Below are 26,973 nucleotides of genomic sequence, written 5' to 3'. Positions count from 1 at the left end.
GTGAGTTAATACATGACTTTACAGAATTGGAGACGTAAGCGTGGCGTTGCACTTACTACCAAGGGTTTACAAAAAATTAAGGAAGCAAAGCATCAGTCAGAAGCAAAGGAAAATTTTGGAAACAGGTACACTCTTGAAGAAATGAGTGTACGCTCTGGGTTATATTCCGCTACCATCTCGAAAGTATTGAATCGGGAAGGAGGAGTTGACAAACAGACTATTGAGAAGCTTTTTTCAGTTTTTAACTTAAAAATAGATAAAAGTGACTATTCAAGCTCAAATACTCGTCTAGATTGGGGAGAGGCTATCTTTAACTCAGTTTTTTATGGGCGTATAAAAGAACTTATTACACTAGAGCAATGGATTCTCAATGAGCGCTGCCAATTGGTCGCATTATTGGGAATAGGAGGCATTGGTAAAACAGCACTGTCTGTAAAGTTTGCTCAAAAAATTCAGGACAACTTTGAGTATGTGATCTGGCGATCGCTACGAGAAGCCCCGCCTGTTAAAATTATTCTAGGTAATCTAATCCAATTTCTATCTGACGAACAGGAAACAGAAGGTAACTTACCAGAAAGTTTTAGCGATCGGGTATCACGACTACTCTATTATTTACAAAATTATCGCTGTTTAGTAATCCTTGATAATGCAGAATCAATTCTCCGCAGTGGCAGCCGCGCCGGACTTTATCGAGAAGGATATCAGGAATATGGTGAGCTTTTAAGACGAGCAGGAGAGGCAACTCATCAAAGCTGCTTAGTGATCACTAGTCGTGAAAAACCTAGAGAAGTAGCATTATTGGAAGGACAAGCGCTACCTGTTCGCTCATTACCACTGAGTGGCTTGCAAGTGGGAGAAGGGCAAGAAATCCTCAAAGTCAAGGGGCTATCGGCGGCAGAGGATGAATGGAAAGTAATAATTGAACGTTATGCAGGCAATCCATTAGCCTTAAAGATAGTTGCTACGACTATTAAAGATGTTTTTGATGGTAATATGACTGACTTTTTGCAACAAGACACGGCTGTCTTTGGAGACATCCGCGATATCTTAGAGCAGCAATTTGAGCGCTTGTCAGATTTAGAAAAGGAAATAATGTATTGGCTAGCGATTAATCGTGAGCCAATGGCGCTTCCAGAATTGCGAAAAGATATTACATCACAAGTACCACAAGCAAAATTACTAGAGGCTCTGGAATCTTTAGGAAGGCGATCGCTAATCGAGAAGGCTTCTCTACGAGAGACTGATGTTCGTTCGCCCTTGGCGTCTCCCCTTGGGAGAGGACTCGCTACCGCAACTCTTGGAGACACTGCGCGAACGCTAATGCCAACACCTACGCTGATTGAAAAAAGTGAAGCACTATTCACACTTCAGCCTGTGGTCATGGAGTATATGACTAGTAGATTGATAGAACAGGTCTGTGAAGAAATTGTCACTCAGAATATTGATTTGTTTAGGTGTCATGCTTTGATGAAGGCGACTGGTAAAGACTATGTTAAAGATATTCAGGTTCGCCTGATCATTAAACCAGTTTTAGATGGATTGCTTCATGGCTTAAGAAGCAAAAAAAACATTGAAAATCAGTTAACTCAAATTCTTGCAAGACTGCGAGAAGAATCTCCGCTAGAACCAGGGTATACGGCGGGCAATATTCTCAATCTGCTTTGTCACCTGGAGACGAATCTAAATAGCTATGATTTTTCTTATCTGACTGTTTGGCAAGCAGACCTGCGGAATGTAAATTTGTACAATGTAAATTTCGCTCATGCCAATCTAGCTAAGTGTACTTTTGCTGAAACCTTGGGAGGCATTCACTCAGTGGCATTCAGCCCTGATGGAAAATTCTTGGCTACGGGGGATACTAATAGTGAAGTTCGCCTGTACCAAGTTGCGGATGGAAAACAACTGCTTACCTACAAGGGACACACGGGTTTTATTTGGCCAATTACCTTTAGCCCCAATGGTCATTTTCTTGCCAGTGGCAGCGATGACCAAACAGTGAAACTATGGGATGCTAGCACCGGGCAATGCCTCGCCACCTTACAGGGGCATAAAGGTGGGATCTGGTCAGTCGCCTTCAGTTGTCAAGGTACCATGCTTGCCAGTGGCAGTGAAGACTCCTCCGTGAAACTGTGGGATACTAGCTCAGGGAAATGTCTTAAAACTTTGGAAGGACATAGTAATCGGGTCACATCAGTTGCCTTCAGCCCTCAAGGTAATATCCTTGCTAGTAGTAGTGATGACTCCTCTGTGAAGCTATGGGATATTAGGAATGGTCAATGCCTTCAGACTCTACAGGGTCGTAACGGTGGAATTAGGTCAGTTGCATTCAGCCCAGATGGTCAAACTTTGGCTAGTGCCTGTCATTATCAAACAGTGTGGTTATGGAATATTACTACCAGTCAATGCTTTCAGACTCTACAGGGTCATAGTGACTGCGTAAATTCTGTTGCTTTTAGTTCTGATGGCTATACACTAGTCAGTGGCAGCGACGACCAAACGATAAAGTTGTGGGATGTTAGCACTGGTCAGTGTTTTAACACTCTAGAGGGACATGGTAGTAGGGTGTCGTCAGTCGCCTTTAGTCCAGATAATTATACACTAGTAAGTGGCAGTGAAGACCAAACGGTGAAGCTGTGGGATGTCAGCACAGGTCAGTGCCTTAAAACTTTGCAGGGTTACGTTAATGGCATCTGGTCGGTTAACTTCAACCCTCAAGGTACTATGCTTGCAAGCGGTAGTGGTGACCAAACGGTGAGGTTGTGGGATGCGAGTACTGGTCAGTGCCTGAAAACTTTGCGTGGACATAGTAATCGGGTCACATCAGTCACCTTTAATACTCAGGGTACTATAATTGCAAGTAGCAGTGAGGACTCCTCAGTGAAGCTGTGGGATGCTAGTACTGGTAAATGCCTGAAAACTTTGCGCGGACATAGTAATCGGATCACATCAGTTGCCTTCAGCCCAGACGGTAATATGCTAGCTAGTAGCTGTCATGACCAAACAGTAAGGCTATGGGATGTCCGTACTGGTCAGTGTCTCAAGACCTTGCAGGAGCATACCCATTGGGTATGGGTTGTTGCCTTCAGCCGAGACGGTAATATGCTGGCTAGTGGCTGTCATGACCAAACAGTAAGGCTATGGGATATCCGCAGCGGTAGTTGCTTGCAGCTTTTGGAGGGTCATACTGATTGGATGTGGTCAGTTGCCTTCAGTCCAGATAGCGGGACGCTGGCGAGTGGTAGCAGTGACCAAACAGTGAAGTTGTGGCATGTTAGCACTGGTCAGTGTATTGAAACTTTGCAAGGACATAGCAATTCCGTGTACTGTATCGCCTTTAGTCCGGATGGTGGGATGCTGGCGAGTGCCAGTGGAGACCAAACGATCAAGCTGTGGGATGTCCGCACAAATAGCTGTATAAAAACTTTGTCAGGACATGGCAAGTTAGTCTGGTCGGTCGCCTTTAGTCCCGACGGTCATACCCTGGTTAGTAGTAGCGAAGATGAGACGATTAAGCTATGGAATGTAAAGACTGGTGAGTGCCTAAAAACTCTCAGAAGCTCTAGACCTTATGAAGGTATGAACATCATTGATGTTACAGGTATAACTGAAGGGACTATTACTACTATGAAAGCTTTAGGTGCAATTGATATAAAGAGGACTAGTAGTACACTTACTAAGCTGGAAGAAGCTTGAATTCTGATGCAAGCAACTAGCTATCATCATTCCACGACTATTTTTACAAACATATAGGCTAACTAAAAAGCACAGACTTAACTGTGAGCCTACTGCTTGGGTTACAGAGCTTGAATCAAGCTTTCATTCTAGCGTTGAGGCTGTTTTATTCTATGCTTGCTGATAGCTATTCGCGTTGCGATACCAAAACTGCTCCTAAAGCACCAAAAGCCAAAATTCCTAAGACAGCAGAAGGTTCAGGGACAGAAGCTGCATTCAGTGCTGAAAGTGCTGATTCTGCGATTAGCCGATGAGCAGCAGTTGTAGGATGGACTGGATCCCAAAATAAAAACTGATCAGGATTACAGGGGATTGGTTGTGTAGGTAAACTTAAGGGTATTACGCTTAAGTCTTGTATGCAATAGTTAGTAGCATTCGTTAGACCGAATTCCCCTGGCTCGGCGATTATCCTCCTAAATAAGTCATTAACATTGAAGGGAATGATATTGATATCAGGATTTACTTGGTGGCTCAAAAAGTTGATAGTCGCGTCCAAGCTAGAGTTATGTGCATCGGTCAACGAACTGAACAAGCTGGGTATTTGACTGTTGAAGTTTGCAACTGGAAACTTTCCTAAATCTGGCAGATTAACTACCATAATATCTTGAGCGCCTATGGCAGCAAGCGATGTAACTGCTGCGGATATATTTGCAACTGCCTGATTAGGGTTGGGAACACCTCCCCCAAAGTAACTGAAGTAATCATTAGCACCAGCCCATACGATATAGAGGGCGTTGGGATTAGCAGATGGATTTTCTGCTGTAAAGCTAGCGATTTGCTGTTTTAATCCGGGGAACCCAGGAACGCTAATGTTATCGACTCCGGTGGTAGCCCCTCCAAAGGCAAAGTTGGTGCGAGGATTGAAGGATAATCCTAAGTCTTGTGCTAGATATTCTACCCAAACTGAACCATTGGAAAAACGTCCATCAAAGTATGTCGGACTTGGGGGAAAGGTTCTATTTGTGGCATTGAATGCATTTCCCGTATCAGAAAAGCTGTCACCAAAAACATAAATATCCTCATAATTCTGTGCCGCTAGAATTTTAAGCGGAAACATAAAAGACAACAAGAAAAATCCTGTCGTCAGAATTGTTTTTTTCATTTAACTTCTGACTACGGTTTAAATCCTGCTGGACATCTTAGCAAGGAATGATACTTCTAGTTTCGGAACTTTTTACTGTTGATTCAGGTTCATTGACCGGAACAGGGCCTAGTGCCACACTCCCCCAGCGGATCACGCTTGCAGAAGCAGAACTGGCTGCACCAAAGCCATAGAGTAAAACCAAGTCATTTTCGCGAATTTTGCCCAGTTGAGCAGCGTGGTATAAATTGGCTAGGGTTAGTGCTGGCCCAATGTTTGCATAAAGAGGGTAGACATTGATTGTGCGCTCTGGATCAATGCCCAATACACGCGTACAGAAGCTTGCAAACCAAGCAGTCGGAGTATTAAAAATAAAAAAGTCAATTTGCTCTAAGGTTACGCCAGCAGCAGCAATAGCCCCTTTACAACAAGTAAGCAGTAGATCCGCAGCCGTTTCGCTAATAACTTTGTTTGTGCCCTTGGGTACCTGCATCTGAAGCCGTTGATTGCCTTGTTCGTCTTCAGTAAGTTTAAAAGAGAATTGATCGCACAAAATACTGGTATTAACTGTCTTTGTACCAAGAATACCTTGGTTCGGTTTTAGTGAACTAACCAAGAAAGCTCCAGCACCATCGCTAAAAAACCATGAAAGAGTATCGTTTTTATCGAAGAAGCGAGAGTACGTACAAGAGATCGCCACTAGCACATTACGATGTATTCCTGCTTGTACTAAAGCACAAGCAGTTTGAAGGGCAATCAGAGTACTAGCACATGATGCATCAAGATTCCATGCGCCACACTCAAGTCCCAGTTGACGAGCAAGGAAGGCGGCATTGCCAAATCCGATTTGTTCAGGTAAAAACGAGGCGACAAGCAGCAAATCTACGTCGTTGGCAGAAAGCTTTGCTGCTTCAATCGCATCTTTTGCTACCTGATACTCCAGGGTTAGCGACGACTCATTGGGAGCAAGTATCCGCCGCTCAACTGTGCCACGAAAGGGGTCTTTTAGATATGGCATCATCTCTAACTCATACTCATTGCTGGGGGTGGAGTTAGAAAGCGAAAACAGCTTTGCCAAGCTTTTGTTCTCGACAGTTGCGAGCAAATCTGGGTAATTTTCTCTGTAGTAATCTTTTGTACATCTAATGCTGGGAAAGCTCAATGCAAGCGAACAGATACCTACTGGGGGATGCACCATGTCCAATCTCCTCTTAATAGTTTGTAGTTACTTGCGAAATCAAGTTATGAATACGATTCCCAATTGGCGCAGTTTGGGTAGAGTCAATGATTACATCAACAACGAACGGATCATTTGAGCTAAGTGCTTTCTCTAGTGCTGTCTGAATGTCAGACTCACTTTCAACGCGGATGCCATCAGCTCCCATGCTCTGGGCAATCTTAACAAAATCGGTCTGTGGGATTTGTGTATGTATACCCTTAAACCCAAGTAAAACCATACCTTGCTCGCACATGTTGTAGCGTGAGTCGTTGAGTACAATCCAGACAGCAGGGATCTGGTGTTGCACAGCTGTACTGATCTCGTTATTCATAAGCATGGCACCATCCCCGACAATAGCAATAGCCTTACTATTTTTTGTCAGTGCCGCACCGACAACGCCCGTAACGAAATGCCCCATAGACCCGAAGCCAGTGCTAACCCGAAAACGGCCTGGTTTAGTAAATCGTAGATGGTGAATTCCCCAGGCAAACGAGTTACCCGATTCAGCCATTACTACTGCATCGCTTCCTTCAACAATCACGTCTTGAATCAGATCCATAAGTACTTTGGGTCGCACTAAACCACTGGTACATGGCTTGATTAAATCAAGTTCAGGTCGAGGCAGCCTTACCGCTGTTGGGCGACTATTACTTACAGAAAAGTGCTTCAACAACTCCTTCATAAACACTTTTATATCAGACTGGATAGCAAACGTTTTGGCATCTGGATACGCCGCTCCTGGCACATTTGGGTCGATGTCAATATGCAAAAATCCTCGCTGGGGGATCATGGTAGGGTTCCAGAACGATGTAAACTCACCAAGGCGCGTTCCCAGAACCAAAGTATGCAAAGGATAGTACTTCTGCATATATGTCAAAACAGACTTGTGTCCAGCAAAGCCCGTGACTCCTACAAATTGTGGATGATCTTCGGGAAAAATCCCTTTACCACGTGGCGAACACATTACTGCTGCGCCTGTTCTCTCAGCAAGTTGGCGAATATCTTCAGCAGCATCGCGCGCACCGAAGCCAACCCAGATGGCAAAGGGCCCTTCAGACAATAACCGGACACATTCTGCAATTGTTTCCTCACTTGCTGTTGCCACAGTATGAGACAGAGTTACTCGTGGGAACGAAGTTGTTAGTGAACTAATCTGGATATTTGTAGGGATACTTAGATAGGCGACAAATCCTCCTGGTTGTGCCAGTCCGAGGGCAAGCCTTCGAGAAATCTCTGTGAGTTCATCACTAGATTCGAGATTAGTCGCGTAATCGAATATTTGCCCCGAATTAAAAATATTTATGCTGGGCATAGTGTATGCGCTGGTTTCCTGGAAAGCCCAACGTCCCCGCTGTGGTGCTGAGGTTGAAGCTGCCACCAGAATCACCTTAGCACCCTCCCAACGGGCAGCTAACAATCCTGTCAAAGCGTTGGTGATTCCTGAACCACTTGTAGTGAATACCACAACCGGGCGATCGCTAGCAAAGTACGCCTCAATCGCTGCAAAAGCGGCTCCAGCTTCATGCCGAAAGTGCAACACCTGAATAGAACTTTGATGTAACGCAGCCCAGACTGGGGCGATCGCACCTCCTGATACACCAAAGGCATACTGCACTCCCATATCTTCCAGGATTTTTACCACTGCCTCCGCTACCGAAAAAGTTTTGGATGGCTTGCTATGAGATGACTGTTTACTTGAGTTTAATTGTTTAGTGGTATTCGCTTGTGTATCCTGAAATTTAACATTCATACAAACTATACTTAGGAATAATTTCCTTTGTGGAATAACATTATCCCACAGGCTAAACTTAGCAATATCAATTTTTTTGGATAACGCCCATACAACTTTGGTTAGCACTGCTCTCTAAGTAGGTGGTAACGGTAAAAAGGCAAAAAGCTACAAACCCTCCTTAAACAACTTCAGACTGGCTATTGAGAGAATTGATTTGCCGCTAGAGCAGATATTACACGTTGCTGCTAGTGTATATCATGATATAGTTACAGCCAAATCTCTGGGATTATCAACAGTCTGGGTAAATCTTCGAGCCGAGCAAGGGGTTGGTGCTAACTTACCAGCCGTCAGTCAACCTGATTTAGAAGTGCCTGATTTGAAGACTCTCGCTGCTTTAAGTTCAGGGTAATTTGCTGATCTTAATTTAACCACGGAAGGAAAAAAAGTAGCATCTAAGCAGTATTTTGCATAAGTCCCGATCGAGTGATTTGATCAGATTAGCGCCCGAAAATAGCAGAAAATTGGCGGGGGATAGGGAGATGCCAAAGTAAGAATCTGTTGTAAAAAAACAAAACAGGGATTGCAACATAGATTGATTCTGTCTTACTCTGGAAAAACTACTACGCCAGTTTAAGTTCCTAAACTTTGGGAACTACAGCACATAACTGGCTCTCCTTTCCTGTGCGCCCTGCCGATAACCTTGTTCAATAAAACACTTTGATAGCCTAAAACGATGAAAGCATCTGCTAATTTCGACTTTGAAGACGAGAAATTCAATGCACCGCCTTCTCAAGTCCTTCCCTGGTGTCAGATGATTAATCCTCGGTATGGCACAGATGGCATACAATCTCACGGTTTGGCGATTAAGCTGGATAATGCCAATGCTGTCGGCTTTGTGCCAGATGATAATTGGCAGCAAGTGGAGCATGAATTTAGCTCTGGAGTCGAAACAGTCTTTATTACCGCCACTCCACGCTTGGTTCTAGTGCGTCGGGGGCCATTGTCTGTTAAAGACCGGGAAAGTGGTCTAAAACTGGGTACACTCAAAGATAATTATGATGCTTTTTTAGCCGACAAACTTAAATTTAAAACCTTTACTCGCTATCTAATTTTTATAGTGGGTGAGAATAAAAAGTTTTTACATGAATCACCACTACAACTAACTCTAAATGGTGCAGCTGGAGCGAGTTTCAGCAAAACATACTGCGAATATCAACAAGGCAGAGTAGTTAGTGGATTCGTTGCTGAACTAGAAAAAGCTTATGCTGTCTACCGCAAGCAACCTTTGACACCAAAAGGCCCTTTGTTCCACGCTCACGGGATTTTTTGCCCCATCATTGAATGTGAAGAAAGAGGTATTGAACCAAATACGGTTTTAGTAGCTTCAACAGTGGACTACAAACATCCTACGGTAGGGACTTTAACGCAATATTTAATTGCTTCCGATGCTCTTGAGTCTGCAATGATTTGTAAGACTTTTGAAGAATACAAAGATTTTGGTAAGGAACCTGTAAAATCAGAAACGCCTAAATTGGCAATGGCAGGAGTTTCCAATTCTTACGTTTATGCTGATGAAGATGATTTTGCTTATCCGCCATATTAGCTGGGGACTGGGGATTGGGGAAGGTGGGGCCCCCTCTGGGGATAAGGGGTAATGGGGACTGGGGACTGGGTGAGATGAGGGAGACAAGGAAAATAACCAATTCCCAATGCCCCATGCCCAATATCTATTCTTTGAGCAGCAAATAGTATAGTGAACCATTACCGCCTGTGATGCCAGCGCGATCGCCTGCTAGTTTACCAGACCCCATGAAATAATCCACCCGGCCCGGGCCTTTGATGGCGCTTCCTGTATCTTGGTCAAGCACAAAGCGGCTGACAGTACGCCTCTCTAGTTTGCCACCACTGGCAGGATAGGGAAATGAGTTGTAAATCAGCGCTAGCGCTCCCGGAGGCATGAGAGACTTATCTGTAGCAATGGAACGTTCTGCTGTTACTGGCACATGAATACTGCCTCTAGCTGCGGTACCACCAGTTTCTTGGAAGAAAATAAATCGTTCCCAGCGTGGCAGATAATTGTTCAACTCGCGCGGCTGTCGCCGGAAGTAAGCAATCATCCGTGGTAGCGTCAATCCATTCAGTGGAAGTTTGCCATCTTTGGCTAGTTCTTTGCCGATACTAGTCCAGGGGTAATCAGTTCCACCTGCATAGCCAACTGACGTTGTTTTGCCATTGGTTAATTTAATTTGGGCAGAACCTTGGATATGTACCATGTATGCGTCAAGGCGATCGCGAAACCAAAGTAGTTCTAAACCACGTAACTTGCTCTTATTCCCTTGTAAACCATCCTTCCCTTCCAAATCAATTCGTTTTGGGTGGGGTTTAGGCCATTGGCTGAAATCAGGTGGTAGCCGATAAAGAGGATACTTATAGATGGCAGTCCTGACACGGCTAGCGGTGTAAACAGGTTCATAGTAAGCAGTGAACTTAACAGTACCCTTGCCATCGTTGCCCACAGATTGGTAGAAGACAAACTCACTGCGGACAGCGGCTTGTAGTTGCGCTGCTGACTTAGAACTGACAACCAGTTGGCGGAAACGTAGCAAACTCCTCTGGACGCGATCAAGGGTAATTTCCCGAACTGGATAATTTTGATATGCTGCGATCGCCTCTTTCTTTGTTAGGTAAAACAGACTGTTGTCAATGGAAGCTAACAACGCATTGCGATCGCCTCCGGTGGGCGAAGCGCCAACGCCTGTTTTACCTATTTGACCCCAAATTTGGTCATCCCAACCCAAACAAGTCGGCCGGAGCGTACAATCGGTTCCGATAGCGATTGGTTTTAACGGTGGCGTTAACTCAGGAGTGATTGGTACTGGCAGAGGTGGAAGATCAGGAGTAGTCCGTATTGGCAACGGCAGTAAGTTAGGAACCTGAGCAACAGCCGACCAGAGAGGGTTTACAAGGGCAATTCCTAGACTCAAGGAAAGTAAAGCAAGGGTTTTTCTGATCATTTAGTTGAATCTTTCAACACTGGAACTAAAAATGGGTTCTACCCGGATTGCCACGATCCGAGAAGGGCGTATTACCATATATTCCCCTTGAATATTTTTGATCGGCACGCTAATAAAGTCATTAGAAGCAGATTTTGGCACAAGTTCGCCGCTATACCACTTCTGAAACTCTTGAATCGTAGGAAAACGTACTTCTTCCCGGTGGCCGCTTTCCAGTAGGAGGTATACGGCATATTCATTTGCAGTTCTAGCCATAAAGTTGAATCATTTAAAAAAACATTCAACCCATTGTTAACCACCTAACCCCCGAATGAAAAGGGTAAGCATACGGGAGGTTGGGAGCAAGAGAGCAGAAGGGCAGGGGAGACAAAAGAAATAAGCAATGCCCAATACCCAATGACTCTTGACTCTAGACGGCTAATACTTTAACCAGTTCCTTAAAAAGTGTAAGTTTACATTAGCTCTTGTACAATCCTCAAAAAACCTGGGAATTTCAGCATTACCTACCTAGTTTCTGTCTTAACAAACCTCGCCAAAGCTAGTAGTTGTGCCAAGATTAATTTGAGGACTTAAGGCTTGTGACACAATGTTAGGACAATTATTAGACGGACGTTATCAAGTCCTCCAAGTTTTAGGTGGAGGTGGATTCAGTCAAACCTACATTGCCCAAGACACCCATCGACCAGGTTTCCCGAAATGCGTTGTCAAACACCTTAAGCCTGTCACTCGTAGCCCTGAATTTCTCGAAACTGCTAGACGGCTATTTACCAGTGAGGCAGAAACACTAGAACAACTGGGCAACCATGACCAGATTCCTCGGCTTTTAGCCTATTTTGAAGACAACCAAGAGTTCTTCTTGGTGCAAGAGTTCATTGAAGGGCATACTCTGAAAGCGGAACTTTTCCCCAATCAACGTTGGACAGAAGAGAAAGTAATTCAACTGCTCCAACAGGTGTTGAGTATTCTGCAATTTATTCACAGCCACGATGTTATCCATCGAGATATCAAGCCGGACAATATAATCAGGCGGCAACAAGACGGTAAGTTAGTGCTGATTGACTTTGGTGCTGTCAAACAAGTCCAAACTCAACTGCTTACAATTTCAGGGCACACGGGGGCTACTATTATCATTGGCACCCCAGGATATATGTCTACAGAACAGGGGCAAGGTAAGCCCCGCCCCAACAGCGATATCTATTCTTTGGGTATTATTGGTATTCAATCGCTGACAGGGTTACATCCGATAAACTTTGAGGAGGACAGAGATACAGGAGAAATTTCTTGGCAGCATCAAGCTAATGTCAGTTCTGAGTTGGCATCTGTGCTATCTAAGATGGTGCTACACCACTTCAAACAGCGCTATCAATCTGCGGCTGAAGTTCTACTGGTGCTTCAGCATCTCGATACGAAAGTAGCACCGCCATCACTTCCACCATCATCTGTTACACAACCGCCTCAAACTTCACTTTCTCAACAAAACTCAATTGGATATCCTGCTTCTATCCTGTCTGCGGAAAATTACAACCGCTTAGAAACGATTCTTTTAGAATTTGTTGGCCCCGTAGCCTCAAGATTACTACGACAAGTTGCGGCATCATCGCCCAATTTTGAAGAATTAATTAATCAATTAGCCCTTCATCTTCGAGGAAATCAACAAATTGATTTTAAGAAGAAAACAATATTCCTCCTAGAAAAACCTACTCTACTACAGGAATTTACTACTAAGTCTGAAACTAAGTCAAAGATTTTACCAAGTCAAGAGCCTCAAGTAATTAGTGACAGCTTTGTGAATCAGTGTGAGCGGGAATTGGCTGATTTTATTGGCCCAATAGCTAAGTTTTTAGTCCAAAAGGCTGTTAAATCTTCTGGGCAAATTTCTCGTGCAGAATTTGTGAAAGTTTTAGCATCACAAATTCCCGAACCTCAAAAAGCTTTGCAATTTGAGCAACGTCTACTCTCTTGATTTTTTAAATTATGACTCTTTGATCATCTAAAATCTCAAATGGGATCAGCTTTGGCTATTCAACATCTCCAGAGCTATTTTTAAGCTAGCTTTCATCCGATTAAATGCTTCTGCTAACCCGCCAATTTCATCATTAGAGTTTTCTTCAAAATCAGCACTCATATCACCAATACTAACTTTTTGGGCGATTTTTTCAATTTTTCTGATGCGCTGAATCACATATTTTGTGATTAAGAAGTTAATTAAAAAAACTACGATGGCAAAGATCGTAATTAAAAGTCCCATTATCAATATCCAAGTCCGTTTGGCATTGGCAAAAATTTCTTGAGAAGGAACAGAGATTATTTGGGCAGAAACAATCTGATTGAGTTGCCAGCCAAAACCATTTTCCGAGCCATAATTTACTAACTGAGTCTTAGGAGCCTGATCTGGTGTAGAATGACATCGCAAACATTTCTCTTGTGTAATCTTTAGTGGTCGCGCAATGTAAAAGACTTCGCCTTCTGACAATTTACGAAAGCCTGTAATTTCTAGAGTCTTGGGTTCATTGCGAAAACGCTCGACAAGTTGAGTTTCAAAATTATCAGCTTTATCTGCTAAATTAGTTGGATTAAGTGTTGCATCTTTATGAAAAAAGTTTTTAAATTCAGGCTTTTTCCGAAAATTTTCAAAAACCTCTTTAGAAGAAAAAGTTGGTACTACTTCAGGCATGAAAGTTGGGTTAGTATCTAGTCTAGGTTCTAATAGAGGATCTATACGATTTTGTGTATAGTTTCTAACTGCGTTCACCATTTCGATCAAAATTTGTGCTTGAGAAGCCACTTCATTTTGCGCTCTCCCTTGCAGTACACTGGATAAGGCAACGCCACTCCCCACAATACTGACTATGAAAACTAATATTAAAAGTAAGTTAAATTTAGCACCTATTTTTACATTTTTTAACGTAATGTTATTCAACATAACTTAAGCAACGAAGGTGGTATCTGAGTTTGTCTAATATTTATTTATACCTGTTAGAAAGCCTCTCAACGATATTTAAATAAATATTAATTTTTAACTGCAATATAACCTGTTTAGGCAGTAGTCAAATTTATCTAAATTAGTCTTTCAAGCCAAATTATTTCCTTAACCATAATTAATGATGTTTTTGCGATTTCCCCGTCGGTTATTTCTGTTTCATCTGCTAGGTTTTACATTTGTTGCCTGCAAACCACCAAATGACTTTGAGGGCACTTTAACTGTTGGTGTGATCAACTATGGTGGAGGCGAACAGATAATTAATCAATATGCTAAATTCAATACTTACTTGGGTGAAAAGACAAATGCATATATTCAGCTAGAGCCTGTTTTTAATGAAAATAGAGCGGTTGAGCGCCTTGAGGCTCGTGCTTGGTCATTGGTATTTGCTCCACCGGGTTTAGCGGCTATTGCGATCGCACGCCACCAATATGTTCCCCTATTTCCTTTAATAGGTATTAGTAATTTGCGTTCCATCTTTGTTGTTCGCAAAGACAATGCGATAACCGACTTGAAACAGCTACAAGGTCAAACAGTGGCTTTAGGACAGTTAGGTTCTGCAACAGGATATTATTTCCCTCTTTACAATCTTTATGGTACAACACTAGCTGAGATACTATTTGCACCCACACCCAAAGCCGCGCTGGAATTGGTCGCTCAAGGAAAAGCGATCGCCTGTGCTGTCTCGGAGGCGGAATTAAGTCTCTACAGTTCACAGTTGGCCCCAACTGAATTCCGCATACTATTTAAAGACCCTCACTATGTACCATTAGGTGTGGTCTTGATTGGGCCGAATGTAGAACGTAACCGTCAAGAGTTTATCCGCAAAGTGATGAGTGATTCGCCTTCAGATTTAGCTCAAGAAGTGGGGTATGTACCCAATGGACAAGTACCAGATTACAAATACATGATTTCTGTGGTCGATCGGGTAAGCTCAATTAGTTCCAAGCTCCAAAATAAGCCTGTTCAGTTATTCTAATTAAAGCAATAACAATACTTTCAGCCTTTGCTTTCTCTAAAATGCTCATCTAATGCTCAAATATTCTATTTTCAGCATTAAGCATAAATTTAGGTCAAAAAAACAATTTGAATCGTGCTAGCTGGTTTTTAATCGTCTCTGTGAGGATTTTATTCAGTTCTGTAGTGTCTTGGAACTGCAAAATTTGCTGTGTCGGTAAGTCGAAGGGAAATTGACCTTCAAAGTCTGGGCGTTGCATTTGCGCGAGTAAAATCTGTTCTGAACGCTTACTTTGGATGGCATAGCCAATCTCAATACAGACATTCGGACTGGGAATTAATTGGGGGGTTTCTTTACCATCAATACTAGCAATGGCTGTGGTGTCAGCTATAAATAACAAACTCTTACGGATTTTCCGCATGATTGTGCGGTTAATTCGGAGAGTAGCACCGCTGGGACGAGAGGATTCTACTAATGTTAGGGGAAGACGCGATCGCAAGTTTAAATTGTCCAAACTTATTCGCAGTTCTTCTCTGAGAACATTTGTCGCTGCGGCATACTCAGTTTGATAGGATAAAAAAATCGTTGGTTCTAACTGAGCCAACACCGCCTGCTTGGTGAAATAAATTTCATGACTAATTAAGTCAATGTTAGAGACACAATAGCCACCACTACCTTCAATATAAAATTCAATATTTTCCCCTTCCAGATAGCGCCCAAACCAAGTTGATTGCTTAACTTCGTCACTTTCTTCCAAAAAGTCTGCTCGCAATGCCGATTTCAGCAGGCTTTTTTTGCTTAAGCGAATGTCTGGCGGACGTTTTTCCAGTTCGGGAATCGGCTCATAATCCTGTAGATACCACGCTCTGAGCGCAATTATTGACATAAGGCGCTATTTCAACTATTTTTCGCTATTCAACTTCGTATAATCTTACATCCAGAGGAGTATCTATTTCAGACTTATCTTTAAACACAACAACACCCAAACCTCTACTCACTAAACTATCTCCTCTTTTTGTTTATCCTACCCAGGGATGTACTATCTTTCATCGCTTCTGTAAACAAGTAATGAAAATCAGTTACAGTGCCCCCTAATCTTCCATCTTTGAGGAAATAGGAGTTTTCGTGTTGGGTGTTGCTGTGTTTTCACGAGACAGATGTAAGTTAAACAGCGTCTTTTACCTCTTACTACATTCCAAATGCAGCTGTTATATCTGCCAGGGAAGCTTATTTAGTAGCTTCAATTATTAAATTATCACTTGTAGATAGGAAAGACTTTTTTTGCAATTAAACTTTACTTTTAAATGGTTTGTAATCAAATTCAATATATTGCAGACTCTGGATAAACTATAGATATTTTATTGAGTCTATATATTAAGAAAATTATCATCTACCTTTTGGATGAGTTTAAAAATTGACTGAGCAATTTTTAAGTTTTGAAACTAATAGCATTGGTCAATAACCAATAGTTATTCTTCGCCTGTGTCCTTATCCCCCACTCCCTACTCCTCTACCTTTAGTTAACTATTTTGGCTGGAGGCTTGACGGGAATCTCAATCCAGAATTCTGTACCTTTGCCAGGTTTTGAAATGCACTCCATTGTTCCCCCATGTTTTTCGACAATAATCTGATAGCTGATTGCTAGTCCCAACCCTGTACCCTTGCCCACAGGCTTGGTAGTGTAAAACGGGTCAAAAATTCGCTTTTTCACGTCTTCATTCATTCCGGGCCCGTTGTCAGTAATACGAATTAACAGACGAGAGTTGTCTGCTGAGACTTTAGTGGAAATCTGGACAGTTGGAATTGGGCATGAGTTATTCTCCTTGTCCCCCCGATCTCGCCATTCCCTACTCTCTACTTCTAGAGCATCTATGGCATTGCTGAAAATATTCATGAATACCTGATTCATTTGACCGGCATAGCATTCCACCCGTGGGATATTGCCATAATCTTTAATTATTTGAATGCGTGGAGATTCAGCATTTCCTTTCAGCCGATGTTGCAAAATTAATAAGGTGTTGTCAATGCCTTCATGCAGGTCAACACGCTTGTTTTCAGCCTCATCCAAGCGAGAAAAATTGCGTAACGACAGCACTATTGAACGGATGCGCTCGGTTCCTACTTCCATTGAGGTCATGATTTTTGGGAGGTCTTCTACCAAAAATTCAAAATCGATCGCTTCGATCGCGGCTTTAATTTCACTATCGGGATGGGGATAGTGTAGCTGGTAGAGACGTAAAATTTCTAGCAGTTGTTCGGTGTAGTCACTGGCGTGGCACAGATTACCGTAAATAAAGTTAACGGGGTTGTTGATTTCGTGGGCGACACCCGCCACTAACTGTCCTAAGCCGGACATTTTTTCGGTCTGAATCAATCTTGCCTGTGTTTCTTGGAGTTCATGTAGGGTATGCTCTAACTGAGCAGCTTGATTTCTGGCTTCAGTTTCGGCATTAGAGGTTTGTTCGTAGAGTTGCGCTTGTTGAATGGCGATCGCAGCCTGATCTGCCAGCTGCTGCAATAAATCAATTTCTGAATCCTGCCAATTTCTGGGAGCCTCACACTCATGGACAATTAATAAGCCCCATAGTTCCATACCAATATTAATCGGAACTATTAAGTTTGCTTGCACTTGTAGACTCTGCAAAAACTCTCGATGACAATCACTTAAAGAAGCCGTTGAAACGTTGTTAATTGCCCGTACCCGACCTTGAGAGTATAGACGCGCATACTCATCAGGAAAGCATTCCGGTGGTGAATTCACGCCCAAAACTGACTGCCAATTGCCATTAATCTCTTCTACAATCACCGATTTAGTCTTCAGGTAGAAAATCAGCACTCGGTCTGAATTTAGCAGGGGACGGACTTCCCGAACGATGGATTGCAGGGTTGCCTGTAAGTCCAATGTGCGGCGAATATGCTCTGTGACTTGCTTGATTATTTTGGTAAACAATAATGATTTTTCGAGTTCAGCAGTTTGCTCTTGCACCCGTCGTTCTAGGTTGGTATTCAGGGATTGTACCTGTTTATACATTTGCTGCTGCTGAATTGCCATTGAGAAATGATCGTATAAGGCTCGCGCCAATAAGATGTCTTCCAACTTCCACTCAAGTGCTTGCCCCTTTTTCTGCTCTCGCCAAACCTCAAAGGAAAGCTGGGGTAACAGTTGCCGCCGATTTTGTTCACATCGTCCCGCCCACAAGATTTCCGTTTCAAATTCAGAGCGAAAAATACTTAATACACCGATAAATTTTTCGCGGTAATGCACGGGAATCACCATGAGTCCGCGAATTTGAGTAGAACGGAATGCTAAAGCCAAAACTCGCAAACGTGGTTCTTTATAAAGGTCGGTGGTTGCCCAAATATTACCTTGTTCAAACTCAGCCATCCAGTTTTCCCATACGAGATGCTGTTCGATAATACTGTTACCTAACTCGTAGGGGAGTGTCGGTTGGTCGCCCCAGGTGTATAGTTCTCGACTCTCTGCAATGTAAAGCCTGCCACCGACTCCACAGAAGGCAGTAATAACTTCTTCTAGCGCTTCTTGTAATTGGATTGTTGGCAGTTTATGCAATAGTGTGGTGACTCGATTAATAGTAGCTTCTCGCTTTTGCTTGGCGTGGGCTTCAGTGAGTAGATTACTTTGAGCGATCGCGATCGCTACTTGGTCAGCAACTTGCTGCAATACTTTTAGTTGCCGCTTCAAAATATTTTGCGGTTCACTATGGTGACATACCAACAATCCCCACAATTTAGGCTTTGCCGATTGTTCTTGGGGGTCGCAATCTAAAATTGGTACTACCAACGAAGACTGCACGCCCATTGCCTTTAAGTATTGAATATGGCACTGGTTTACCTGCCGATAGTGGATATTAGTTTGTAGACGTTTACCAGTTTCTTTTGACTGTAGAGGCGATAGGCCGATCTTCTCATTTGCCACATCGACAATCGAACGTTGCCCCACTAACAAAAACATCTCTCTGGCGGCTTCTGGAATATCATCGGTTGGGAAGCGTTGCCCCAATAAGGATGGCAAACGTTGCTCATGAATAGATTCTGCAATGACTTCACCACTACCATCAGCATCAAAGCGATACATTTTTACCCGATCTGCACCCAAAAATAAACGCACTTGGCTAACAGTAGTCGTTAATATCTCTTGAAGGTCGAGCGATCGCCTGATCTGTTTTGTCATCCGGTGTACTAAACTTTCTTGGTGAAAGTGTTGCTGCAACTCGTTTGGTTTATCAGTGAATGTCATTGCCTATATACACCATGACTGAAGTATAATTTTTTTTATAATTGTCTCTGATGAAAATTTTCAACTTAACAATGCCTTGATTTTTATTCCATTTCAAGAAATTATTGCTACAAATGCGTTGCTAGGGGCGTACATCTGTTGCAAATATTTTGGGAAATAGATCAGATAATATTTGAAAAGCGTCAGATATTTCGCTTGATCGCTTTGACTCTTTTAAAGTTGATTTAGAAAGATATCAAACGGCTATATCATTAAAGACTTTTTAAGTTTCATCTCAAGTTTAAAGTTAAGTAAATTTTAATCACTGACATCTATCTAATTTTATATTCTCAATCATTAAACTATTCCAGTAATTTTACTTAAATTACTGCTGGAATAATTTCTTGAAATTAAAATATTTTTTTACCATTTTTGCCCATTAATTCAATTAATTAAAATTTCTTCAAAGCAATAACTAAATTATTAGTAACTTTTTAAAATATTTTTGGCTGGGGAATTTGACTATTCCCCGTTGAATTACTGACTTTTTATTGAATGTAACTATTTTGATTAAGTTATTCGTAAATTACCGTTAAAGATCGTAAATTACGGATTTCTTCACGTACACTCATGAGAGTTTTACCTAGATGGTTTTGACCCGCTTTATTAGCACCACAGCCCCAAAAAGAATCGGTTGGGGAGTTTTCAACCAAAATCTCATCACCTGTCATCAGGAGAACTTCTCTAATATCAGCATGAGTGAGAAACTTTTTGAGTACAGCTTCTCGCATAATTTCAGTTTTGACCAAATCCCAGTCTCGACGGAGTTGGCGAGTGCTACATCTTCCCAAAGTGGCAGCTTCTTCTGGGGTAGCGGCAGCATAGATGAGAGGTATAATTGCTGCATCCGTGCTGCCGACAAACTTTTGTGCTTGATAATAATGCTCAACCGTTGGCCAGTAAGCACCCTCGATGTGGATTCGGTGGAGAGAAAAGTTAGAAAAACAGCCATAAGGCTGCCAAACCTTATAAAAGTAAATGGTCATTTGAAAATTGCTCTTTTATATATCAATTTCACTCTAGCTGAGTAGGTAAAGCGTTATAGCGGTTCTCAGTTGAGTGAGATACAAGAACCCCACCCCCAACCCCCTCCCCGCAAGCGAGGAGGGGGCCATGACGTACCTCATGTGATTAGGAAACGCTATAACAAACTCCTTAGACGTAAGCTGAAACATGAACTGCAAGACCTTGAGTAGGTTAACTAAAAGGGGTAATACCAATTCAAAATGACGCTCTCTAGGAACGCTTCCCAGCGTGTCGCAGACAGACGCTCTTGCTAGCTTGCTTAAGAGTAGGGGAGGGGTACGTGGACTCGCCAACAAAATTAAGAAAGCCTAATTTAATCTGGGTTTCCAGGTTTGTATCTGTCACATTCTTTTTTCAAATTGGTATAAGTTCAGCCCCAGAATCTCACGGTTTTTTTTGAAAATGAGCATATAAAATTTTCAACAGCCCTAGGGGGAGCATCTTACTTTTATAAAAATACCCTAGCTTTAAGGTTTTCTCATCGCTAAATATATTTACTATGTTCGCCGATTTACCAGGGTAGCGCTAGCTTGGTCAACAGGCATTAGCACAACTTCATTAATATTGACATGAGGCGATCGCGTCACACAGAAAAATATCACATCAGCCACATCATCTGCTGTCAGGGGTGTAACTCCCTGGTAGACTTTGTTGGCGCGTTCAGTATTTCCGTGAAAGCGCACCTCGCTAAATTCCGTTTCTACCATCCCAGGATCAACGGAAGTTACACGGATTTGAGTACCCAACAGGTCTTGTTTTAAACCTTCAGAAATTGCTCTCACAGCAGCTTTGGTAGCACAGTAGACATTGCCACCGGGATAGGTTTGATGTCCAGCGATAGAACCTAAATTTACCAGATGACCGCGATCGCGACTTACCATTCCCGGAAGGACATTGCGGGAGACGTAAAGTAAACCCTTAACGTTAGTATCAATCATGTCTTCCCAGTCTTGAAAGTTGGCTTCGTGCAACTTGTCTAAACCACGACTTAGACCAGCATTGTTAATCAGAATGTCGATGTCAGACCAGGCGGGGGGTAGAGTCGCAATGGCAGATTCAACAGCATTGCGATCGCGCACATCTAGCTGTAATAAATGAATTTCAGTACTAAAATCTTTACTAAGAGTATCTGCTAGTTGCTGCAAACGTTCTAACCGTCGTGCCGCCAAGATAAGTTTTGCACCCGCACCAGCGAAGATTCTTGCACAAGCAGTACCAATACCACTGCTTGCACCAGTGATCAAAATGATTTGATTTTTTAGTGAAGTCATTGTTAGTCAAAAGTCAAGAACTCAGTGTTAATTTAAATACACAATTTAACAATTTAGCAAGTTACCGAAAAACTGGGTCTAAAGCCCCGTCCTTCTAGGACGGCTTTTATTTAATTTCCGGATCAACTCTCTGAGTACATCATTTTGAGTACGACTTGCTTCTGTGCAATAATCTACGAGCATTTCATATTCTTCATCTGAGCATCTAATTGTTAATTTTTTCATGCCGTCATATTGCCGTTGATTCATGGTAGAATACTAGCATGAAAACACTGAAGTTTAAGTTATATCAGCACAAGCGGAATAGACTCCTCTTGCGAATAATTAATGCGAGTGGGGTGATTTATAACCGTTGCATCGCCATACACAAACGATACTATCGGATGTGGGGCAAGCACTTGGGTTGTGCAAAACTTCAGTCACATATTGCCAAGTTGCGGAAGAAAAACCCGTTTTGGCAATATGTAGGTTCTCAAGCAGTGCAAGATATTTGTCAACGCATTGAGAAAGCGTACCAATTATTCTTTAAGCACAATAAAAAAGGAGTAAGACCGCCAGGATTTAAGAAGGTGAGGAAATATAAATCATTCACTTTAAAACAAGCGGGTTATAAGTTTCTGGGTGGTAATCAAGTTAAAATTGGCCTGCGTGTTTATCAGTTTTGGAAGTCTAGAGAGATTGAGGGAACAGTCAAAACTTTAACTATAAAGCGCACACCATTGGGTGAGTTGTTTATGGTTGTGGTTGTTGATGAAGGTAGCAATCCAGAAGCAAAATTCACGACTAGTAAGATAGCGGGATTTGACTTTGGTTTGCGTACATTTCTCACTTGCTCAGATGGAACTGAAATTGAGTCTCCCCAATTCCTCAAGCAATCGCTGAAAATAGTCAAGAGCGCAAGTCGTCGCCATTCCAAAAAACTAAAGGGGTCATCCAATCGTGAACGAGCAAGAAAGAATCTAGTACGCAAGTATGAGGACATTTCTAACCGTAGACGGGATGGCGCGTGGAAATTAGCCCATGAATTAACTGACAAGTTTGATATTCTCTGCTTTGAAACCCTAAATCTCAAGGGGATGCAACGTCTTTGGGGTAGAAAAATATCAGACTTAGCCTTTGGTGAGTTTCTACAAATATTAGAATGGGTTGCTAAGAAGAAAAACAAATTGGTTGTGTTTATCGACCAATGGTATCCCAGCAGTAAGACTTGTTCTCATTGTGGACACGTTCTAGAAAAACTAGACTTGTCGGTGAGAGAGTGGCGTTGCCAGGAGTGTCAATCGGTTAATGGAAGAGACAAAAACGCCGCTAAAAACATTCAAGCAGTCGGGGCATCAACTGTTAGCTTAGGTAATGTCAGACAGGCTACGCCTGCAATTGCTGTTTGAAGCTAGAATCCCTGCCCTTATAGGGCGGGGAGTATGTCAATGATAGAGAGATGATCTCACGGAAATGTTTTAAAAGTAATGCTTTATCCAGATTTTTAGTCCGCTAGGGGTAGCCTAGCGTACTAACTCCTAATCCGGCTCCGCTCTTAACTACTTCTTCACCACTTGTAAGCGCTGAGTTATCATCGTCATTCCATTACCTCGCAGGATGACAGCAGAAACCCATTGGCTACCAGGGGTAGATGGTGCTTGTCCGACTTTAAACAGTCCGCCAGATGTCAGTAATTCCAAATCCACGGGTGTAGGGTTAAGAAATTTATCTGGTTGGATAGATTCTTCTAGCGCCGTTCCTAATAGAAAATCATCACCAAGTGGTTCTTGGACGATCGCATCAAAATTATACTTCTGACCGACTTGGACTTGCTGTGGTAATTTAATATCAATTTGGGGCGGGTTGCTGCCAGAGGTAAGTAGGGTACGTTCTGACAAAATGTCTTGGCGGACTATTTTTCCGCCTTCAATGCGCTGACGCGATTTAATCGTCGCATTCAGAGCCAACTTATTACTGTTACTGGAGGGTAAGCCAGTTATCTTCGTTTCTGTTTCAGCAATAATCCCATTGGCTTCAGATTTTGAAGATAGCAGTTTCGTACTGTATTGCAATTTCGGATATCGTTGCCAAAGTGAAGTCAAAGACTTTTCCAGGGTTTGGAGGTTTAATCCATCCCCATGAGTGAAATTGGGGCTGTAGAATTGCAACACCCTTTTGACATCGCCTTGGCTGGCAGCAGTATCAACTTGTGTCAACAGATTTTTCAGATCGGCTGGTGCATTTTGGGGTGTAGTGGCTTGGGATAATTGCTGTGGTGTCGTCGCCTGAGTACGTTGCCAACCACTTGTTAAACCAATAGTCAGCAGGAAGGAAACTAGCCAGATATTTGCTGGAAATCTGAGTTGGCGTCTCACTAAGGCGGTAATAATGTTAGTCATTGGTAAGAGTTTACTGATTTGATTAGAGAAAGTAAGCAAATTGTTTTATCTTAGTTAAGCTAGACCCTAAACGGTAAAGGTTTGATGGCAAACGCACCGATACGATTATTAATAGCTGCCAGTGGGACTGGTGGACATTTGTTTCCAGCGATCGCACTGGCCCAAAAACTTCCAGATTATCAAATAGAATGGCTGGGAGTACCCAATCGGCTAGAAACTCAACTTGTCCCCAAACAGTATCCCTTGAATACTATTGCAGTTGAAGGGTTTCAGCAAGGGTTTGGACTTTCCTCGATTCGCATTATGGGTAAACTCGCCGTTTCGATTCTAGAAGTCAGACGAATTCTCAAACAGGGAAATTTTCAAGGGGTGTTTACCACAGGGGGTTACATTGCCGGGCCTGCCGTGATTGCGGCGCGTTCCCTTGGTTTACCCGTGGTTTTCCACGAATCTAATGCCTTACCAGGTAAAGTAACTCGCTTTTTTGGCCCTTGGTGTAGTGCCGTAGCCTTGGGATTTGAAGTAGCTGCTAAGTATTTACCCCGTGCCAAAAATGTCTGTGTTGGTACTCCCGTAAGAGAGCAATTTCTTGATGGGGCAATTAATACACCACTGGATTTAGCTATTCCTGATGGAGTTCCTTTAATTGTTGTTTTTGGTGGTAGTCAGGGTGCAGTTGCAGTGAATAAGTTGGTGCGCCAATCTGCAAAAGCTTGGTTTGATGCTGGTATTTATGTAGTACATTTAACTGGCGATCGCGATCCAGAAGCAGATAGTCTCAAACATCCACAGTACATAGCCTTACCTTTTTACAACAATATGGCGGCGTTGTTGAAAAGAGCAACTCTTGCTATTAGCCGTTCTGGCGCAGGTAGCTTGACAGAATTAGCAGTGTGTGCGACGCCAGCGATTTTGATTCCTTACCCTTTTGCCGCAGAAGACCATCAATCTTACAATGCAGACGTATTTACTTCATCTGGTGCGGCGATAACGTTAAAGCAATCTGAGTTGACGACTGAAGCATTACAAAGTAATGTGTTGAATTTGTTGCAGTCACCGCAAGAGTTAGCAAAAATGGGGGAAAACGCAAAAGCGATCGCAGTTCCTGATAGTGCCGAAAAGTTGGCGCAGTTAGTGCGTGAGGTAATAGAAACATAACGTTAATTATTTACCATTAGAAATTTATTTTTCAAGTTATGAATATGTTATTTAGCCAAAAACTTCGCTTCACAGTAGGTTGTGCTGCCTTATTACTTGTGAGTTTAGCAAGTAGTTATCTATATACCCACTCAAAAACTAAACAACTAGCTCAACAAAATCAGTCATTTACTCAACAAGAAAATTCTGCTCTACTTCAATCACAGATTTCTCTGACCTCAAATAAAGCTGCCAATCAACTTACCTCAAGGTTTAAAAATGCTTTTTCATCTCGACAGAATTTGTTAGCAGCATCTGCATCCTATCCAGTTGTTGATGAGTTCAAAAAATATAAATTTAACATTAATGGCAGCCAGATTGCTACTCCAGGAAAACTACCAAATAGTAAGGTTAAGTTCAATCAAGGAGATTTGTTAACCGTTCTCGTTAATACTAGAAAATATTTTCAAGATTATGCTTCAGAAGATCCAGATATTATGCGTCCAGGAGTGCTTACTACTCAAGGAGTTACTGTACCAGATGTCCTCAAAACTTTGGATTTCATGATTGCTGTTTTGAAGGAGGATATTGCTAATAATCGGGCTACTCGTTTACAAGACTCTAATTTTATTAATACCAATTTTCGAGTCATTAAATGGTCTGCCTACAACCCCAAGAGTAAACAGCAAAAACAATTACGAATTACCAAATATGCTGTATTTACTCACCCTGGTTCCCGCAATAAAACTTCTACTTTTAATATACCAATTTATAGCTTAAAAGATAACTCTAATAACGATAAGTTCTACACTCGATACACAAAGCAAGATGTTTTATCTGGTATTTATGAACCAGGAGGTAGAGAATTTGGAAAAGTTACAACTCTTGCTTATCTAACCAGAAATGGCTTAGAAGAAGCAATTATGGAAGGAACAATCCTGATTAATTTTACAGATGGTTATAAGGCATTTTTTAATGTAGATAGAAACAACGGAATAGCTTATATCCGCGGATTAAAGGCAACAGCACAAAAGCGTTATTGGTATTTTAGAGAAGTTGATGCTATTAAAGGCTATGGATACAAAATAGATACAAAAATTTCTATCAAACCCGGAGTAACTTTTGCTGGAGATGTTTTGAATATCGGTTTAGGTAAAGTGATTGTGATTGAGCATACTCAGAGTGGGCGCAAACATTTGCAAATGGGAGTCATCGCCGATACAGGCGGAGCATTTTTACCCAATCTTTATCAGCTCGATTTTTTGGCAGGTATTTTTAAGAATAAAACAGAATTTGGGCAGAATATCGGCCAATTGCCAGACTATGCTACAGCATATTTTTTAGTCAAAAAGTAATGCATTCGCCTGATGTCAAAAATCTATGCACGGGTTAACAATTCTAAGTTGTGGCCATCGGAGTCATAGAAATAGAAGCCACGACCTTCATTCCAGTGGTTAATTTGTCCTTTATTCTGATGCATGGGGTCGCTACTATATTCAATACCTGCCTCTTTGACGCGTGCAAAAATTGCATCAAATTCTTCATCACTGACATGGAACGCATAATGATGTGACTCGAACGCTTCAGCGTCGGCGAAGTCGAGCGTTAATGCATTATTTATATGCACAGCAGCGAAGTGACCAACGGGAAGCTCGACCTCTAAACCGAAAATTTTTGCAAAGAACCTCGCCGATGCTTCTTTGTCATGTGCCGGCACTATGGTGTGATTTAGAGTAATTGTCATGTCACACCTTCCCTCCTAATTTTGGTAGTAATCGATATCAACTCTCTATTTCAGGGTCGATAACAACAATGTTCCTTTCTATTTTATCTTTTGGGCGCTTACACCAGAGTAAATATATCTAAATCTGTGTTCAATGTATTTGAAATACCCGCAAACACTAAACGATGTCTATTAAATAAGTAAACCTGATAAGTCATATCAGATTTACTGAAGTAATAAAAGTTGATTAAAAATTGTAAAGCAGTGTAAAGTAGTTTCACAGGCAAAGACAAAACCGCCTGATTCATAAATAACCGCAATTATAAAACCATGACAGCAACCTTACAACGTCGCGAAAGCGCCAACGTATGGGATCGATTCTGCGAATGGATCACCAGCACCAATAACCGCATCTACATCGGTTG

Annotated in this window: 20 protein-coding genes; 8 read left to right on the top strand and 12 right to left on the bottom strand. The window is 42.1% G+C overall.

Annotated features, from left to right (window positions below):
• Nucleotides 1-12 precede the first annotated feature (12 nt).
• Nucleotides 13-3,693 (top strand): NB-ARC domain-containing protein, encoded by a 3,681-nt coding sequence (locus tag V7K62_RS04750; RefSeq protein WP_334862223.1) that lies wholly within the window; start codon nucleotides 13-15, stop codon nucleotides 3,691-3,693.
• Between the two features lie 166 nt (nucleotides 3,694-3,859).
• On the opposite strand, the gene V7K62_RS04745 is transcribed toward V7K62_RS04750, so the two are convergent.
• From V7K62_RS04745 to V7K62_RS04735, 3 genes are read right to left on the bottom strand one after another with little or no spacing between them, the layout of a single operon-like run.
• Nucleotides 3,860-4,834, bottom strand: coding sequence for an SGNH/GDSL hydrolase family protein (locus V7K62_RS04745; protein WP_334862221.1), 975 nt, complete (start codon nucleotides 4,832-4,834; stop codon nucleotides 3,860-3,862).
• Between the two features lie 37 nt (nucleotides 4,835-4,871).
• A complete protein-coding gene (locus V7K62_RS04740; RefSeq protein WP_334862219.1) occupies nucleotides 4,872-6,011 on the bottom strand; it encodes a 3-oxoacyl-ACP synthase III family protein in 1,140 nt (379 codons plus the stop codon).
• Nucleotides 6,012-6,024: 13 nt separating this feature from the next.
• Complete coding sequence (locus tag V7K62_RS04735) at nucleotides 6,025-7,782, bottom strand: ScyA-related TPP-binding enzyme (RefSeq protein WP_334862217.1); 1,758 nt, start codon at nucleotides 7,780-7,782, stop codon at nucleotides 6,025-6,027.
• A 196-nt stretch (nucleotides 7,783-7,978) separates the two neighbouring features.
• On the opposite strand from V7K62_RS04735, the gene V7K62_RS04730 reads away from it, so the two are divergent.
• Nucleotides 7,979-8,173 (top strand): hypothetical protein, encoded by a 195-nt coding sequence (locus V7K62_RS04730; protein WP_334862215.1) that lies wholly within the window; start codon nucleotides 7,979-7,981, stop codon nucleotides 8,171-8,173.
• Nucleotides 8,174-8,497: 324 nt separating this feature from the next.
• Complete coding sequence (locus tag V7K62_RS04725; RefSeq protein WP_334862213.1) at nucleotides 8,498-9,367, top strand: DUF5895 domain-containing protein; 870 nt, start codon at nucleotides 8,498-8,500, stop codon at nucleotides 9,365-9,367.
• 124 nt (nucleotides 9,368-9,491) lie between these two features.
• On the opposite strand, the gene mltA is transcribed toward V7K62_RS04725, so the two are convergent.
• On the bottom strand, nucleotides 9,492-10,775 hold the full coding sequence (gene mltA, locus V7K62_RS04720; RefSeq protein WP_334862329.1) for a murein transglycosylase A: 1,284 nt from the start codon (nucleotides 10,773-10,775) through the stop codon (nucleotides 9,492-9,494).
• Between the two features lie 3 nt (nucleotides 10,776-10,778).
• Complete coding sequence (locus tag V7K62_RS04715) at nucleotides 10,779-11,033, bottom strand: hypothetical protein (protein ID WP_334862211.1); 255 nt, start codon at nucleotides 11,031-11,033, stop codon at nucleotides 10,779-10,781.
• Nucleotides 11,034-11,364: 331 nt separating this feature from the next.
• Between V7K62_RS04715 and V7K62_RS04710 the strand changes: the two genes are divergently transcribed.
• Nucleotides 11,365-12,741, top strand: a complete 1,377-nt coding sequence (locus tag V7K62_RS04710) for a protein kinase domain-containing protein (protein ID WP_334862209.1) — start codon at nucleotides 11,365-11,367, stop codon at nucleotides 12,739-12,741.
• A gap of 45 nt (nucleotides 12,742-12,786) precedes the next feature.
• On the opposite strand, the gene V7K62_RS04705 is transcribed toward V7K62_RS04710, so the two are convergent.
• On the bottom strand, nucleotides 12,787-13,701 hold the full coding sequence (locus V7K62_RS04705; RefSeq protein ID WP_334862207.1) for a Tll0287-like domain-containing protein: 915 nt from the start codon (nucleotides 13,699-13,701) through the stop codon (nucleotides 12,787-12,789).
• A gap of 181 nt (nucleotides 13,702-13,882) precedes the next feature.
• Here V7K62_RS04705 and V7K62_RS04700 point away from each other — a divergent pair, with 181 nt between their 5' ends.
• On the top strand, nucleotides 13,883-14,737 hold the full coding sequence (locus V7K62_RS04700) for a phosphate/phosphite/phosphonate ABC transporter substrate-binding protein (protein WP_334862327.1): 855 nt from the start codon (nucleotides 13,883-13,885) through the stop codon (nucleotides 14,735-14,737).
• Nucleotides 14,738-14,831: 94 nt separating this feature from the next.
• On the opposite strand, the gene V7K62_RS04695 is transcribed toward V7K62_RS04700, so the two are convergent.
• The 4 genes from V7K62_RS04695 to V7K62_RS04680 form a co-directional block, all read right to left on the bottom strand.
• The gene (locus V7K62_RS04695; RefSeq protein WP_334862205.1) at nucleotides 14,832-15,602 is read right to left on the bottom strand and encodes a hypothetical protein; all 771 of its coding nucleotides are present in this window, start codon (nucleotides 15,600-15,602) and stop codon (nucleotides 14,832-14,834) included.
• Nucleotides 15,603-16,232: 630 nt separating this feature from the next.
• Entirely contained in the window at nucleotides 16,233-18,974 is a 2,742-nt protein-coding gene (locus tag V7K62_RS04690; protein WP_334862203.1) for a GAF domain-containing sensor histidine kinase, read from the bottom strand.
• Between the two features lie 554 nt (nucleotides 18,975-19,528).
• Nucleotides 19,529-19,999 carry an NADAR family protein gene (locus V7K62_RS04685; RefSeq protein ID WP_334862201.1) on the bottom strand — a complete coding sequence of 157 codons (471 nt, stop codon included), beginning with the start codon at nucleotides 19,997-19,999 and terminating at the stop codon, nucleotides 19,529-19,531.
• A 537-nt stretch (nucleotides 20,000-20,536) separates the two neighbouring features.
• Nucleotides 20,537-21,310: an SDR family oxidoreductase gene (locus tag V7K62_RS04680; RefSeq protein ID WP_334862199.1), complete on the bottom strand. Its 774-nt coding sequence runs from the start codon at nucleotides 21,308-21,310 to the stop codon at nucleotides 20,537-20,539.
• Between the two features lie 263 nt (nucleotides 21,311-21,573).
• Here V7K62_RS04680 and V7K62_RS04675 point away from each other — a divergent pair, with 263 nt between their 5' ends.
• On the top strand, nucleotides 21,574-22,698 hold the full coding sequence (locus V7K62_RS04675; RefSeq protein WP_334862197.1) for an RNA-guided endonuclease InsQ/TnpB family protein: 1,125 nt from the start codon (nucleotides 21,574-21,576) through the stop codon (nucleotides 22,696-22,698).
• 150 nt (nucleotides 22,699-22,848) lie between these two features.
• Here V7K62_RS04675 and V7K62_RS04670 read toward each other — a convergent pair whose 3' ends face one another.
• On the bottom strand, nucleotides 22,849-23,688 hold the full coding sequence (locus V7K62_RS04670; protein WP_334862195.1) for a nuclear transport factor 2 family protein: 840 nt from the start codon (nucleotides 23,686-23,688) through the stop codon (nucleotides 22,849-22,851).
• An 84-nt stretch (nucleotides 23,689-23,772) separates the two neighbouring features.
• On the opposite strand from V7K62_RS04670, the gene murG reads away from it, so the two are divergent.
• On the top strand, nucleotides 23,773-24,846 hold the full coding sequence (gene murG / locus V7K62_RS04665) for an undecaprenyldiphospho-muramoylpentapeptide beta-N-acetylglucosaminyltransferase (RefSeq protein ID WP_334862193.1): 1,074 nt from the start codon (nucleotides 23,773-23,775) through the stop codon (nucleotides 24,844-24,846).
• A 38-nt stretch (nucleotides 24,847-24,884) separates the two neighbouring features.
• Nucleotides 24,885-26,180 carry a hypothetical protein gene (locus V7K62_RS04660; RefSeq protein WP_334862191.1) on the top strand — a complete coding sequence of 432 codons (1,296 nt, stop codon included), beginning with the start codon at nucleotides 24,885-24,887 and terminating at the stop codon, nucleotides 26,178-26,180.
• Between the two features lie 23 nt (nucleotides 26,181-26,203).
• On the opposite strand, the gene V7K62_RS04655 is transcribed toward V7K62_RS04660, so the two are convergent.
• Nucleotides 26,204-26,569 (bottom strand): VOC family protein, encoded by a 366-nt coding sequence (locus tag V7K62_RS04655; protein ID WP_334862189.1) that lies wholly within the window; start codon nucleotides 26,567-26,569, stop codon nucleotides 26,204-26,206.
• Nucleotides 26,570-26,973: the final 404 nt, after the last annotated feature.

It is taken from the genome of Nostoc sp. (assembly GCF_036917935.1).
Classification (GTDB): Bacteria; Cyanobacteriota; Cyanobacteriia; order Cyanobacteriales; family Nostocaceae; genus Nostoc.
Note: the sequence above shows the minus strand (reverse complement) of the source record. Positions and strands in the feature narration are given on the sequence as shown.